Annotated in this window: 14 protein-coding genes and 1 pseudogene; 1 reads left to right on the top strand and 14 read right to left on the bottom strand. The window is 63.6% G+C overall.

The annotated features are described in order from the left end of the window. On the bottom strand, window positions 1–701 hold a 701-nt coding region (locus AC1VAN_RS00870; protein ID WP_480985095.1), incomplete at its 3' end, for a radical SAM protein. 150 nt (window positions 702–851) lie between these two features. Next, window positions 852–1,187, bottom strand: a complete 336-nt coding sequence (locus tag AC1VAN_RS00865; RefSeq protein ID WP_480985094.1) for a hypothetical protein — start codon at window positions 1,185–1,187, stop codon at window positions 852–854. Window positions 1,188–1,267: 80 nt separating this feature from the next. On the opposite strand from AC1VAN_RS00865, the gene AC1VAN_RS00860 reads away from it, so the two are divergent. Next, window positions 1,268–1,492: a helix-turn-helix domain-containing protein gene (locus AC1VAN_RS00860; RefSeq protein WP_049412847.1), complete on the top strand. Its 225-nt coding sequence runs from the start codon at window positions 1,268–1,270 to the stop codon at window positions 1,490–1,492. Between the two features lie 155 nt (window positions 1,493–1,647). Here the strand turns inward: AC1VAN_RS00860 and AC1VAN_RS00855 are convergent. The 12 genes and pseudogenes from AC1VAN_RS00855 to recF form a co-directional block, all read right to left on the bottom strand. After that, window positions 1,648–1,905 (bottom strand): annotated as a pseudogene (locus AC1VAN_RS00855) (hypothetical protein); the annotation flags it as partial. Between the two features lie 302 nt (window positions 1,906–2,207). Continuing rightward, window positions 2,208–2,951 carry a pyridoxine 5'-phosphate synthase gene (locus tag AC1VAN_RS00850; RefSeq protein ID WP_480985093.1) on the bottom strand — a complete coding sequence of 248 codons (744 nt, stop codon included), beginning with the start codon at window positions 2,949–2,951 and terminating at the stop codon, window positions 2,208–2,210. Window positions 2,952–2,960: 9 nt separating this feature from the next. Then, the gene (locus tag AC1VAN_RS00845) at window positions 2,961–3,221 is read right to left on the bottom strand and encodes a membrane protein (protein ID WP_025875543.1); all 261 of its coding nucleotides are present in this window, start codon (window positions 3,219–3,221) and stop codon (window positions 2,961–2,963) included. A gap of 40 nt (window positions 3,222–3,261) precedes the next feature. Beyond that, window positions 3,262–4,722, bottom strand: a complete 1,461-nt coding sequence (gene cls, locus AC1VAN_RS00840; RefSeq protein WP_442251402.1) for a cardiolipin synthase — start codon at window positions 4,720–4,722, stop codon at window positions 3,262–3,264. A 149-nt stretch (window positions 4,723–4,871) separates the two neighbouring features. Then, window positions 4,872–5,285 carry an ExbD/TolR family protein gene (locus AC1VAN_RS00835; RefSeq protein WP_480985092.1) on the bottom strand — a complete coding sequence of 138 codons (414 nt, stop codon included), beginning with the start codon at window positions 5,283–5,285 and terminating at the stop codon, window positions 4,872–4,874. A gap of 56 nt (window positions 5,286–5,341) precedes the next feature. After that, window positions 5,342–6,103, bottom strand: a complete 762-nt coding sequence (gene exbB / locus AC1VAN_RS00830; protein WP_025875552.1) for a TonB-system energizer ExbB — start codon at window positions 6,101–6,103, stop codon at window positions 5,342–5,344. 94 nt (window positions 6,104–6,197) lie between these two features. Then, a complete protein-coding gene (locus AC1VAN_RS00825) occupies window positions 6,198–6,866 on the bottom strand; it encodes an energy transducer TonB (RefSeq protein WP_032951834.1) in 669 nt (222 codons plus the stop codon). 143 nt (window positions 6,867–7,009) lie between these two features. Continuing rightward, window positions 7,010–8,197, bottom strand: a complete 1,188-nt coding sequence (locus AC1VAN_RS00820; RefSeq protein ID WP_480985091.1) for a tetratricopeptide repeat protein — start codon at window positions 8,195–8,197, stop codon at window positions 7,010–7,012. Between the two features lie 131 nt (window positions 8,198–8,328). After that, window positions 8,329–9,135, bottom strand: a complete 807-nt coding sequence (locus tag AC1VAN_RS00815; protein WP_442251401.1) for a M48 family metallopeptidase — start codon at window positions 9,133–9,135, stop codon at window positions 8,329–8,331. Between the two features lie 71 nt (window positions 9,136–9,206). Next, window positions 9,207–10,052 carry a CPBP family intramembrane glutamic endopeptidase gene (locus AC1VAN_RS00810; RefSeq protein ID WP_442251400.1) on the bottom strand — a complete coding sequence of 282 codons (846 nt, stop codon included), beginning with the start codon at window positions 10,050–10,052 and terminating at the stop codon, window positions 9,207–9,209. A gap of 67 nt (window positions 10,053–10,119) precedes the next feature. Next, window positions 10,120–12,579, bottom strand: a complete 2,460-nt coding sequence (gyrB, locus tag AC1VAN_RS00805; RefSeq protein ID WP_480985090.1) for a DNA topoisomerase (ATP-hydrolyzing) subunit B — start codon at window positions 12,577–12,579, stop codon at window positions 10,120–10,122. A 112-nt stretch (window positions 12,580–12,691) separates the two neighbouring features. Continuing rightward, the coding region (gene recF / locus AC1VAN_RS00800) for a DNA replication/repair protein RecF (RefSeq protein ID WP_480985089.1) at window positions 12,692–13,763 on the bottom strand (1,072 nt) is incomplete at its 5' end.

Below are 13,763 nucleotides of genomic sequence, written 5' to 3'. Positions count from 1 at the left end.
ACCGGGACCCCTGCATCGTGCAGCTGATTCATTGCTCGCAGCCTGGCGTGGGGAGCGGCAGCTCGCGGTTCCAGCTTTGCCGATAGCTTCCTGTCGAGCGTAGTGACCGAGAAGTAGACCGTAACCAACCTGTCCTTGGCCATCGACGCCAGCAGTTCGATGTCCTTGGTGATCAGGRCGCTCTTGGTGACGAAGCTCACCGGATGCTTGGCATCAGCAAGCACCTCAAGGCATTGGCGTGTAATTTGGTAGTTCCTTTCAATTGGCTGATAGCCGTCTGTGTTTATTCCCAGAGCAATTGGGGCGCACTTGTAGTTCGACTTGCTAATCTCCGCTCTGAGCCGCTCTGGGGCATTCGTCTTTGCAAATAGGCGCGTCTCGAAGTCCAAGCCCGGTGAAAGGCTCAAGTAGGAATGGGAGGGGCGGGCAAAGCAGTAAACGCACCCATGCTCGCAGCCGCGGTACGGATTTACCGACGCGCTGAAGCCAACGTCGGGGGATGTGTTGCGGCTGATCACCGTTCGCGCTCGCTCTTCCTGTACCTGAGTTCTCAACTGCGGCGCGTCTTCCATCTCCTGGTAGACCGATTCCCAGCCATCGTCGATTCCCACTGTTGCAGTGGTATCGAAACGGCTCGCGACACGCGATGCTGCCCCTCTACCTTTGAGGGGAACTTGGGCCTTTCGAGCATCCTGTTCCATGGCAACAACTTGGGAAGGTCAGGTTGTTAGTATTATTGCTAACCACAGCCACCGCAACACCCTGGAATTCAGCTAGCTGTAGGCCATTGGGTAATCTGGCGAGAAAGTTTTACCCAAACTTATCCACAACTTCGGCTTGTGCAGTCTTTGTCAGCTACGTTGACCGTGGAGCGCTTTGGCTTCGGCCAAGAAGGTTTGYATCAATGCACGCGATCGACGTGTTGCTGCAGGCAGTTGAATACCCAACTGCGCGCAGAGCGAAGTCGCGTACGCCATCTGTGCACCCGTGGGTGGCTTGATGTCCCAATCTGTGAGTTGCGGGATGAGCTTTGACAGCTCTTCTGCCAAGCGGCATTCGAAGCCCCTGGCTTGCCCTTCCTCCTCCTGCATCCGACGCACCTGCATTGCAACTTGCTCCCTGCCCATGGGCGAGAAGGGAACCTCAAGCGTGAACTCCAGTTCCGGACATACGAGGTAAAAGTTCATGAGATGGGCAATTAGTACTTATAAGTAGACTACCTTTAGAGGCGTAGTCTTTAAAGTACCGGGACCACAAGCTGCTTCGTATGGTCGAGCATACGAATCAAGCGAAACTTGCAGATGTGATCCGCGCGCATCGTATTGCTCTGGGTGTCAGCCAGGAAGTCTTTGCTGACCACATCGAAATGCACCGCGCCTACTACAGCAAGATCGAACGTGGCGAAAAGAACGTCACTCTCGCTACCTTGGAGCGCGTGGCTGATGGTCTGGGCACGTCGATGTCAGCCTTGCTACGCGCCGCAGGTCTCTAACTTTCTTCGCAGCTAAAGAGCGAGGGCCAGCTCGTCCGAGAGGGGCGAGCTCGTCGTTGCTGCGCGCGCTCCTGCCAAGCCGATGTGTTTACTGATACTCCTCTAAACTATTGATCTATATCCATTTGTCTGGTGAACAATCAGGGGGTATTGATACCATGCTCGCAGCCGCGATACGGATTCACCGATTGGCTGAAGCCGACGTCCGGGGAGTTGTTGCGGCTGATGATGCTGCGAGCGGTCTCCGCGCGTACTTCCGTGCGCAGGCGCGGGGCGAGGAACTCCTCGCTGTCGTCCACTGCCCAGCCGTCGTCCACCGCTTCGCTGACGGTGCTTTCAAAACGCCCCGCAAGATGGGACGTGGAACCCCGGCCCTTGATGGCGGCCTGGGCGTTGCGAGGGGGGTGCTGCATGTTGCCCTCCGGCCGTTACGGGATATTAGTATTATTGCTAACCACAGGTGGCGCAAGCGGCCAGGATTCACGTAGCTGTAGGCGCGCAGGCACGTGGGACCGCACGTTGACCCCAGACTTGTCCACAGGGTTGCATGGCTTGGGACCGGGCACGCGCCATCGCCGCGGCAGGCCAGCATGGGCCACGGGTGTCTCAGCAGCTGCGATGGGAACATCGGCTACAGGGGCGCTTGCCAGGCCGGAACACGGGGACCTGCCGCACGTCTTCGGGCTTCAACCCAGCGGGGAAGTCCCACGCACTGCTACAGCAGTGCCAGGTAGCCCTTCACCGTGGCATCGAGGCCGTCGTACAGCGCCTCGCCGATCAGCGCGTGGCCGATCGACACCTCCAGCACCTCCGGCACGGCGGCCTGGAAGTCACGCAGGTTGTCCTGCGACAGATCGTGCCCGGCATTCACACCGAGGCCGACGGCCTGTGCACGGCGCGCGGCCGTGGCGAACAGTTCCAGCATGGCGCGGGCGTCGCCGGCGGCATGGGCCTCGGCATACGGGCCGGTGTACAGCTCGACGCGGTCGGCGCCGACATCGGCGGCCTGCTCCAGCAGCGGATTGCCGGCATCCACGAACAGGCTCACCCGGCATCCCATCGCTTTCAGCTCGGCCACCAGCGGGCGCAACCGCTGCGCATCGCGTTCGAAGTCGAAGCCATGGTCGGAGGTGATCTGGCCATCGCCATCGGGAACCAGCGTGGCCTGCGCCGGGCGCGTCTGCGCGCACAGCGGCAGCAACCCGGGGTAGCCCTCACGCGGCGGCGCGAACGGGTTGCCTTCGATGTTGAACTCCACACCACGGGCACGGGTCAGCGCCGACAGCGCCAGCACGTCCTCGGCGGTGATGTGCCGGCGGTCGGGCCGCGGGTGCACGGTAATGCCATGCGCGCCGGCATCCAGGCAGGCCWGGGCGGCACGCACCACGTCCGGTTCGGTACCGCCACGCGAGTTGCGCAGGACGGCGATCTTGTTGACGTTGACGCTGAGCTGGGTCATGGAACGGGACTACGGGGAGTGAGAGGGAGGGTCGCTGCCGTCGGCCGGAGCAACCTTGGCCTGCTCGCGCAGACGCCTGAGTTCATCGCTGTCCACCAGTGTCGCCGGATCACGCTGAAGGTCGCCGAAGCGTGCGGCGTATCTCCCGCGCACCCATGCCAGCAGGAAGGCGAGGGTACCCAGCAGGGCCAGCGACATCAGGCCCATGTTCGGTGTTTTCAGCGCAAAGGCGAAGCAGCCCAGCGCCAGCAGCAGGTACAGCCAGTACATTGTCAGTCTCCCCGGGCCACCGCCGCAGTGTAGCGCTGCCTCACAGCAGCGGCGAGGCCAATCGCGCGAAGGCTTCGGGCAGCCGGTGCAGCCACAGCGAGCGTCCTGCCTGGTCATGTACACGGGTGGCACGCTCGAATTCGGACTGCAGCAACGTAGACAGTTCCGCCACCCGGCCACGATCGCTGATCATCATCGACAGCTCGAAATTCAAGCGGAAGCTGCGGTGATCGAAGTTGGCGCTGCCGACGATGCAGACATCGTCGTCGGCGATGAACGCCTTGGTATGCAGCATGCGTGGACCGTACTCGTAGATCTTCACCCCCGCATGCAGCAGCTCGTCGAAATAGGAGCGCGCGGCCTGGGTCACGAACCAGGAGTCGCTCATCTTCGGCACCAGCATGCGCACGTCCAGGCCACCGAGTGCGGCCGAGGTCAACGCCATCCGCGCCGCTTCGCCGGGTACGAAGTAGGGGGTGACCAGCCAGACCCGCTCACGTGCTTCCTGGATGGCGGCCACGTGCAGGCGATGGATGGTCTCCCATCCCGAATCCGGGCCGGACACCAGCACCTGCGCGTTGATCGCGCCGTCGCCGCGCAGGGGCATGTCGCTGGGCCACAGCCGGGCGATATCGAACCGCGAGTGGTCCTGGCCGCTGGCGTACAACCAGTCCTCGGCGAACACCAGCTGCAGGCTGCGCACCACGTGCCCGCGCAGGCGCATGTGCAGATCGCGGTAAGCATCCGGGTTGCGGCTTTCGTCTTCGTCGTCGGTGATGTTGATGCCGCCGGTGAATGCCAGCCGGCCATCGACGATCACCAGCTTGCGGTGCGTACGCAGGTTCAACCAGGGTCGCTTGAATGGTTTCAACAGCTGCCGCGGATGGAACCAGACTACTTCCGCGCCGGCGTTCAACAGCGGCTGCAGGAAGCGCTGGCGCACGGCCGAAGAACCTACCGCATCCAGCAGCAGCCGCACCTGCACGCCGGCGCTGGCCCGTTCCACCAACGCATCCCGCAACGCGGTGCCGGCGTGGTCGGGATTGAAGATGTAGTACTCCAGGTGCACATGGTCCTGCGCCTGTGCCACCGCTTCCAGCAGCGCGGCGTAGGTGGCCGCGCCGTCGACCAGCCAGGTCACTTCGGTGGCTGTGCTTGGCGCCAGCCCAGTGGTCGCCTGCGCGATCTTGGCCAGTTCGGTGCAGTCGGCATCGGGCGGGCAGACATCGCTGTAGTGCTCCATGCCCGAGCGCGCGCGACCGCGCCGCAGCCGTTGCCGCTTCACCTTCTGTGGGCCCAGCAGGTAGTAGATGAAGAGGCCGAGGTAGGGGAGCAGCGCCAGCGACAGGATCCAGCTCAGCGTGGCCACCGGCTCGCGCTTCTGCAGCATGATCCAGCCCGTCAACGCCAGCAGATACAGCAGATAGGCCACCGCCAGGATCGTTCCCAGGTGGGCGATGCCATCAAGCCAATGGCGCACGGAATCGAAGAGGGCGAGCATCCGCCGATCATAGCGGGGACAGGCACCGGCCAGAGGCATTCATTGCCAACGGCGTTGCCGGGAAGACGCCTGCACGCACAAAAAAAGACGCCCCTGTTTCCAGGGGCGTCTGCAGTCGCGTCATGACTGATGTATTGCGGTGTAGCGATTTACTGCTGCACGAAGCCGATCTTCTTCATCTGAGCATTCTTCGCGGCGGCCAGAACCTTGGCCATCACGTCGTACTCCGAATCCGGGCTGGCATCGATCCGCAGTTCCGGCTGGTTGGTCGGGTCACGCTGGACCTCCTGCTCCATCCGCTGCTGCAGTTCGTGCGTACCGATCGGGCTGTTGTTCCACGAGACCTGGTTGCTGGCGTCGATCTTCAGCTCGATCGGCGGCGGCGGTTCGACCAGCTGCGGCGGTGGGTTGAGCACGCGCTGCGGCAGGTCCACGGCGATCGGATACGTCATGATCGGCGCSGTGAYGATGAAGATGATCAGCAGCACCAGCATCACGTCCACGAGGGGCGTRACGTTGATGTCKGCCATGGGGCCGCCGCTGTTACCACTACTGAAAGCCATAACGGGCTCCGTCTAGATCTTGGTGACTACGTTCTCGCGGGTACAGCGCGTCGCAATTAGCGGACGCGCGAACCGGTGGCGAAGAAGTCGTGCAGGTCGTGCGCGAAGGTATCGAACTTGCTGATGGTCGCGCTGTTGATCTTGCTGAAGAAGTTGAAGGCGAACACGGCCGGGATCGCGACGAACAGACCGATGGCGGTCATGATCAGTGCTTCACCCACCGGGCCGGCAACGGCGTCGATCGAAGCGGAGCCGGTGGCACCGATCTTGATCAGCGCGCCGTAAATGCCCCACACGGTACCCAGCAGACCGACGAACGGAGCGGTTGCACCGACGGTGGCCAGCAGGGTCATGCCCGACTGCAGCTTGTTGCTTTCGCGGGTCACGGCCTGGCGCAGAGCGCGGTCGACGAACTCCGAACGGCTCAGGTTCTCACCCACGCCGCCGACAGCGCCGCCTTCAGCACGCTGGTGGTGCGCAGCAGCCTGGGCAGCGTCCAGTGCGATCTTCGAGAACGGCTCCGAAGCCGGCTGCTCTTCCATTGCACGGATGGCGTCCTGCGCGTTCGGGGTATCCCAGAACAGGCTGACGACGCGATCAGCGGCGCTCTTCAGGCGGGTAGCACGGAAGATGTTGATGACGGTCCAGTACCAGGACATGGCGGACATGACGACCAGGGTCAGCAGCACGACCCAGGAAACCGCGAAATCACCCGGCTTGGTGGTCATTTCGTGGATCAGATGCTCGAAGCCCATCTGCGACAGGGCGTTGGACGGATTGCCCCCGGCAGCAGCGGCGATGAAAATTTCCTGCAGCATGACGCTTACCTTTGTTGTGTGTGGTGATAAAGGGTGTAGCTAAGCTAAACAATCGAACTGGAGGCGAGGGTGGCCAGGCGGCCACCCGGGCGCATCAGTTCAGCGCAAAGTTGACCGGGACGCGGACGCGGCCAGCAGCCTTCTTACCGCCAGCTTCGGCGGCGTTGAAACGCCACTTGCGGGCAGCTTCCATCGCAGCACGGTCCAGATCGCGGTTACGGCTGGACTTTTCCACCGTGACATTGGTGACGTTGCCGCTGGCATCGACATCAATGATCAGGATCACTTCGCCCTGGATACCAGCGCGGAAGGCGGCCGGCGGATAGCGCGGCGGATTCATGGCCTTCGACGAGATGTCCACGCTGGCCTCGATCGAGGTCGGCGGTGCCGGCGGCGACGGCGGCGACGGCGGGGTGACGATATCGTTCGGGCGCGGTTCCGGCACGTCGACGACCGGCGCCTGCGGCGGCGGCGGGACGGGCGACGGCTTCGGCGGCGACAGATTCTTCACCGGCGGCGGCGGGGTGTCCTGCGGCGGCGGCGGCGGCGGCGGCGGTGGCGGCGGCGGCGGTGCGTCGACGATGGTCACCATGACGTTGCGCTCCTTCTCCGCCACGGCCTTGGGAGCCACGGCAGGAATCAGGAGCATCATGAAGGCGGCCAGATGCAGGGCGATTACAAACGCGATACCGACGATGCGAGGCCAGCTCAGCCCCTTGTCATCGGGTTGTTCGTACCGGTGAACGACTAGTTGTTCCGTCATGCGCCAAGAGCTCAATAGTGGGGCCGGAATCCCGGGGGCGGGATCCCTGATCAGCGGTGCATGACACCGCAGGAACCTCCAAGCTTATACCAATCCTGAGCGCTTGCGCATCAACTGGGCAGGCGTTCAGGCGTTATTCCTACTTACTTCAGGTTGATGATTTTCTTGGCATCCGCCTGGTTCTTCACGCCCTTCGCCAGCGCCTGCTGGGCGGCCTGCTTGGCCTCCGGGACACGACCTTCACTGTGCAAAACGCGTGCCAGATTCAGGTAGGTCTCACCGTCCTTGGAGAGCGGGGCGGCCTTCTGCCACGCATCGATCGCCTGCGGCACCTGGTCGGAGTAGTAGTAGGACTGGGCCAGTGCCAGGTAGACCTGGTAATCCGGCTTCAGGATGCCCTTCTGCAACCCCTCGTTGATGACCGCRATGACGTCCTTTTCCTTGTTCTCGGTGTTGGCATAGATCGAGTACAGCTGCTTGTACTCGCGCTCTTCGGTGAGCTGGCCGCTGCTGCGCAGCTTGTCCATCACCGCGSCRGCCTTSKSCATCTGGTCGGCCTGCATGTACATGTTGGCCAGGTTCAGCTGCGCTTTCTTGTCGTTCGGGTTCTTGGCCGCCAGCGCTTCGGCGGCCTGCACGGCCTCACCGGTCTGGCCCGCTTCGGACAGTGCGGCCATCAGCAGCTGGTTCCAGTTGTCCTTCGGCTCGGCAGCGCCGGCAATGGCCTGCTTCAGCACCGGGATCGCTTCCTGGTAGCGCTCCAGCTGGTACAGCGCCTGGCCCTTGATGATCAGCTCTTCCGGCTTGGTCGACTTGCTCTCGGCGAAGTACTTGTCCAGGGTCGCCAGGCCTTCAGCGGTCTGGTCTTCCTGGATCTGCAGCTGGCCCAGCATCAGCATCGACTGGAAGTGGCCGTTGTTGTCGAGGCCGTTGAACTGCAGCACCTGCTTCAGGTACGCGATGGCCGCGGCGGTGTCGTCGGTCTGGTAGGCGGCCTGCGATGCCAGCTGCGCGGCCAGCGACTTGTCGTACTCGTTGGCGCCSTCGGYGGCCAGGATCTCGTCGGCCAGCGTGCGGGTCTCCGGGAACTTTTCCTTGTTGTAGCTGTCAATCATCTTCTGCAGCTTGCTGCCCAGCTTGGCCGACGACTTCGCTGCCGGTTCCTGGCGGGTCGCGTTCGGGAACAGCACTTCGGCCTTGGCCTGCTTGCCGCCACGGTTGCCACGCTCGGACGAACGCGAGGACTGCGCGAACGCGTCGGTGACCACGGCGCCGGTCAGGGCAGTGGCGATGAGGACGGAAAGCACAGCTTTGTGGTTACGGAAAATCATCGTTCACCTCGATCGAACCGCCGGTAGCGGCAAAGTCGGACTGTCAGAAAAATCTGAGCCGCCAAACGTATCAGAAACAGATGGCGTGAGAAATCGTTTTATGTGCTGCAATACAGCATGAATCTGCGCACTCAGCCACACTTTGGCCGGCGTCCGGCCGCCTGCGCCTGCTGGTAGACGGGGCCGAGCGCCGGCACATCACGCTGCAACTCCCTGATCCGATTGGCCGGATCGGGATGGGTCGACAACCATTGCGGGCTGCGACCRCCACTGGCGGCCATCATGTTCTGCCACAGATCSACKGCCTGGGCGGGGTTGAATCCGGCCTCGGCCATCAACCGCTGACCGATCACGTCAGCCTCGCTTTCCTGGGTGCGTGAGCCGGGCAACAGGAACGCGGTCTGCGCCCCCATCCCGCCCAGCTGGTTGACCGTACTGGCTGCGCCTTCGCCGCCATAGGCGCCGGCCAGCGCGCCCAGCACCGCCAATCCGGTCTGCGCGCCCATCTGCCGGGTGATGCGTTCTTCGTGGTGGCGGGCGATCACGTGGCCGATTTCATGGCCGATCACCGCTGCCAGCTGATCCTGGTTCTTGGCAACGCTGAAGATGCCGGTGTTGACCCCGACCTTGCCGCCGGGCAGGGCGAAGGCATTGGGTTCCTTGTCGACGAACACCGCCGTTTCCCACTGTACGCCACGGTACTGAGGCGGCAGCTGTGCAACGAGCGCGTTGACCACGCATTGCACGTAGCCGTTCTGGCGGCCATCGCTGCTGATCTTCTCTTTCTGCTTGGTTTCGGCGAACGCCTGCGCACCCAGCTGGTCCAGCTGTGCCTGCGACACACCGCCCACCATCTGCCGACGGCCGGTGGGTGAAGTGGTGGTCGCGCAGGCGCTGACCAGAGTGGTGATGACGATGGCCAGCAGCAGTTGTTTCATGGACCCACCCCCGTGTTCAGAAGCCCAGTGTGTAACGGGTCTGCTTAATCTTTCGTCAAGCGGACAGCGCCTTACGTTGCCCCGAAAAACACCAGGGCCGCAAGCGCCACGGCATTGTTCAGCGCATGGGCGGCGATCGCTGCCCACAAGGTGCCGGTGCGGCGGTACAGCCAGCAGAACGCAGCGCCCATGCCGCCATAGACCAGCCATAGCTGGGCGATCTCGGCCGGGCCATTGGCGCTGGTACCGGGAATTTCATGGATGAGCGCGAACGCCAGGCTGCTCAGGATCATCCCCAGCCACGGCCGTCCGGCCTGCCACAGGCGCCCGAACAGGACCCGGCGGAACAGCAGTTCCTCGTAGGCAGGTGCCAGTACCACGGCGAACAACGTCAGGAACAGCGGAAAGCGGGCAACCGCGTTCTGCATCAGTTCGAGGTTTGTCGGCACGGGCTCGATGCCCATCTGCTTGGCCACGAAGGCGATACCGTTGCTGCCGATCACGATCGCGCTGGCCACCAGCAGGGTCCAACCCCAGGTGGAGGGGCGACGGAGCGCGTCGCGCGAACGCTGGCGTTCGGCAGCGTTGGCCGGTCGGCGCCAGAAATACACCAGCAGTGCTGCGCCGCCGGTAGCGACCAGTGCCATCAGGATCTGCCCAAGAGCACCGGGCTGGCCGAGCTGCTGGGTGACCGCTGCCGGGTCAGGCGTGCCACCGCCGGATTTGGCGCTGGCGTATCCCACAACGATGCCGCGATAGAGTCCCCAGATCAGCCCGCCCACCAGGCTCAACCCGAACAGGGTGACGGCGGCGATTCCCAGATCGATGAAGAAGCCCGCCAGCGGCGAGGAGGCGCGGGGCGTGACAGTAGCCGGTGGAACCGGCGGCGGAGCGGAAGCCGGGGCGGAAGCGGACATCGATTACCTGCGATCAAGGGACAAAAGCCGGCGCGCCTCCCCGCGCGCCGGCCACCATCCGATTGTGTCAGATATCCAGGTTGGCAACCTTCAGCGCGTTGTCTTCGATGAAGTCGCGGCGCGGTTCGACCACATCACCCATCAGGGTGCTGAAGATCTGGTCAGCGGCCACCGCATCTTCGATACGCACCTGCAGCAGGCGACGGGTATCGGGATTGACGGTGGTGTCCCACAGCTGTTCCGGATTCATTTCGCCCAGACCCTTGAATCGCTGGATCTGACGGCCGCGCTTGGCTTCGTCCAGCAGCCAGTTGCGGGCCTGCGCGAACGATTCGACCTCGATCGACTTGGCGCCACGGGTGATGACCGCGCCTTCGCGGACCAGACCGTGCAGCAGCTGCGCTGCCTGGTGGATGCCACGCAGCTCGCCGCTTTCAAGCGCCGACAGCGGCAGCACCTGGATGTGCTGTTCGCCCATGTGGCTGCGCGTGACCAGCACCGCAGCGGGACGCTGCTCGTTGGGTTCCTGCAGTTCCAGGGTGAAACGGGCGCTGCCGAGGTTGCCCTGGTTGAGGTGCTTGGCCAGCGCGTCCAGGCCTTCGCCGGGACCTGCGTTGCGCAGGTTTTCCAGCTCCAACGGCATGAAGTCGACCAGCGCTTCGAGCAGGTTGCGGTCGTAACGATGGGTATTGCGGTTGATCGTGTCCTGCGCGGCAGCGTAGGCAAGCAGCAGCTTTTCCAGCGCCACGCCATCGATCGGCGGCTCGCCGCTGGCCGGCACCAGCCCCGCGTTCTCCACTGCGCTGCTGGCCAGATAGCTGTCCAGCGCCGGATCGTCCTTCAGGTACAGCTCCTGCTTGCCCTGCTTGATCTTGTACARCGGCGGCWGGSCGATATASACATARCCRCGCTCGATCAGCTSCGGCATCTGMCGGTAGAAGAASGTCAGCAGCAGGGTGCGGATGTGCGCGCCGTCRACGTCSGCGTCRGTCATGATGATGATCTTGTGGTAACGCAGCTTGTCCGGGTTGTACTCGTCGCGACCGATGCCGGTGCCCAGCGCGGTGATCAGCGTACCCACCTGGTCGGACGCCAGCATGCGGTCGAAGCGTGCACGTTCCACGTTGAGGATCTTGCCGCGCAGCGGCAGCACCGCCTGGTTCTTGCGGTTGCGGCCCTGCTTGGCCGAACCACCTGCGGAGTCACCCTCGACGATGAACAGTTCGGACAGCGCCGGATCCTTTTCCTGGCAGTCGGCCAGCTTGCCCGGCAGGCCGGCGATATCCAGCGCACCCTTGCGGCGGGTCAGGTCGCGGGCCTTGCGCGCGGCTTCGCGGGCACGGGCAGCRTCGACGATCTTGCCGGCGATGGCCTTGGCTTCGTTCGGGTTTTCCTGCAGGAACTCTTCCAGGCGCTGGCCGAATGCGCTTTCCACGGCCGGACGCACATCCGAGCTGACCAGCTTTTCCTTGGTCTGGCTGGAGAAGCTCGGGTCCGGCACCTTCACCGACAGCACCGCGATCATGCCTTCGCGCATGTCATCGCCGGTCAGGTTGATCTTGGCCTGCTTGGCGATGCCGTTCTGCTCGATGTAGTTGTTGAGCACGCGGGTCAACGCGCCACGGAAGCCGGCCAGGTGGGTACCGCCGTCTTTCTGCGGAATGTTGTTGGTGAAGCAGTACATCGTCTCCTGGTAGGAGTCGGTCCACTGCAGCGCCACTTCCACGGTGATGCCGTTGGATTCGCCGGTTACCGAGATCACGTTCGGGTGCAACGGCGTCTTCAACTGCGCCAGATGCTCCACGAAGCTGCGGATGCCGCCCTCGTAATGGAAGTCGTCGCGGCGGCCATCACCACGCTCGTCCACCAGCACGATCTTGACGCCGGAATTGAGGAAGGACAGTTCGCGCAGGCGACGGGCCAAGATGTCGTAGTGGAATTCCACGTTGTCGTGGAAAGCCTTTACCGACGGCCAGAAGCGCAGGGTGGTACCGCGCTTGGTGCTGGGACCGACCTGCTTGAGCGGATGCAGTGCTGCGCCGTCGGCGTATTCCTGCTGGTAGTGGAAACCGCCCTGGTAGATATCCAGGACCAGCTTCTGCGACAGCGCGTTGACCACGCTGACGCCCACGCCATGCAGGCCGCCGGAAACCTTGTAGCTGTTGTCGTCGAACTTGCCGCCTGCGTGCAGGACCGTCATCACGACTTCGGCTGCAGACACGTCGCGGTCGAGCTTCTTGCTCATCTGCTCGTGCTTGCCCGTCGGAATGCCGCGACCGTTGTCGGACACTCCGACCGAGCCGTCGGCATGGATCGTCACCGACACGTGGTCGGCATGGCCGGCGAGGGCTTCGTCGATCGAGTTGTCGACGACCTCGAACACCATGTGATGCAGTCCGGTGCCGTCATGGACGTCGCCGATGTACATACCTGGGCGCTTGCGGACAGCCTCCAGGCCTTCCAGGGCCGTAATGCTGTTGGCGTCGTAGTTGCCGTTGTTTGCCGGGGTGTTCTGTTCGTCGGTCATTGCGCTTGCCGTAGGCTCCGCAGGTCGGACACCGCTTTGAGCGATGTGCCGAGAATGAAGGGATAGCAGCCTGAATTATACCAGCCGGGGCTGAGCGGCCTTGCCGTGCCCACTATGGCACAGCCACGATCTGTGCATGTTCCACGTGGAACCGGGTGATGTTGCTCAGAGTCTCCAGTGCTGCAGGCGTTTCTGTTGCAGTGATGAATATCTGCGCCGGTGCCGCCAACAGGCGGTGCAGTACCCGGGCCTGGTGGGTGCGATCCAGCTCCGAGGCCAGATCGTCGAGCGCGATGACGGGCCACTCGCCACGCTGCTCGGCGTAATCCTCCGCCTGGGCCAGTAGACAGGCGAGGGCGGTGAGCTTGGCCTGGCCGCGTGACAGCGCATCGCGACCCGGGATGCTCTGGAACGCCACGCTCCAGTCCGCCCGGTGGGGGCCCAGCGAGGTGTAACCCGCCTGACGGTCGCGATCGCGCGCCAGCAGAAGGGCATCTGCCAGCGGAACCTCGTGCCGGCGCCAGCCGGGACTCAGATTCAGGCCGACGATTCCCAGTTGCGGAGCCAATGCCTCGGCCAGGGCGATGGTTCGGGACTGCAGCCGCTCCAGGTAGTGCTGCCGACGGCTGGTCAGCGGTTCTCCCGCCTCGGCCAGCTCGTGATCCCAGGTATCGAGCATCCGCGACGGCCCGCCCTGCTTGAGCAGGGCATTGCGCTGCTTCAACGCGCGCGAGTAGCGCCGCCACAAGGATAGGAAGTCTGGTTCCACGTGGAACAGGCCCCAATCCAGAAAGYGCCGACGCGGCTCGCCACCACCACTCACCAAGGCGTGACTGCCCGGTTCAAAGGTCACCACAGCCAGGGCGGCACACAGGTTTCCGAGTTGGGCGACGTCTTCGCCATCCAGCCGCCCCTTCCACTCCTGCCCGCTGTGCCGCAACCCGGCTTTTCGCCTCTGCACGGGCAGATCACCGCGTTGCTCGTCCCATTCCACGAAGACTTCCAGGGCTTCATGGCCCTGACGCACCAAGCCATCGCGTACCCGCCCGCGGAAACTCCGCCCATAGGCCATCAGATGCAACGCTTCCAGGACGCTGGTCTTGCCAGCGCCGTTGTCACCGGTCAGCAGATTCACCCCTGGCTGGGGCGACAGCTCCACCGCATCGAAACGACGCAACTGGTGG

The organism is Stenotrophomonas sp. 05L44_2, assembly GCF_056665995.1.
Note: the sequence above shows the minus strand (reverse complement) of the source record. Positions and strands in the feature narration are given on the sequence as shown.

Excerpts from the sequence above, each read along its gene's own strand:
- AC1VAN_RS00860 (WP_049412847.1), top strand. The coding sequence starts at position 1,268 with ATGGTCGAGCATACGAATCAAGCGAAACTTGCAGATGTGATCCGCGCG.
- cls (WP_442251402.1), bottom strand. The coding sequence starts at position 4,722 with ATGCTCGCCCTCTTCGATTCCGTGCGCCATTGGCTTGATGGCATCGCC.
- AC1VAN_RS00810 (WP_442251400.1), bottom strand. The coding sequence starts at position 10,052 with ATGTCCGCTTCCGCCCCGGCTTCCGCTCCGCCGCCGGTTCCACCGGCT.
- AC1VAN_RS00825 (WP_032951834.1), bottom strand. The coding sequence starts at position 6,866 with ATGACGGAACAACTAGTCGTTCACCGGTACGAACAACCCGATGACAAG.
- AC1VAN_RS00845 (WP_025875543.1), bottom strand. The coding sequence starts at position 3,221 with ATGTACTGGCTGTACCTGCTGCTGGCGCTGGGCTGCTTCGCCTTTGCG.
- exbB (WP_025875552.1), bottom strand. The coding sequence starts at position 6,103 with ATGCTGCAGGAAATTTTCATCGCCGCTGCTGCCGGGGGCAATCCGTCC.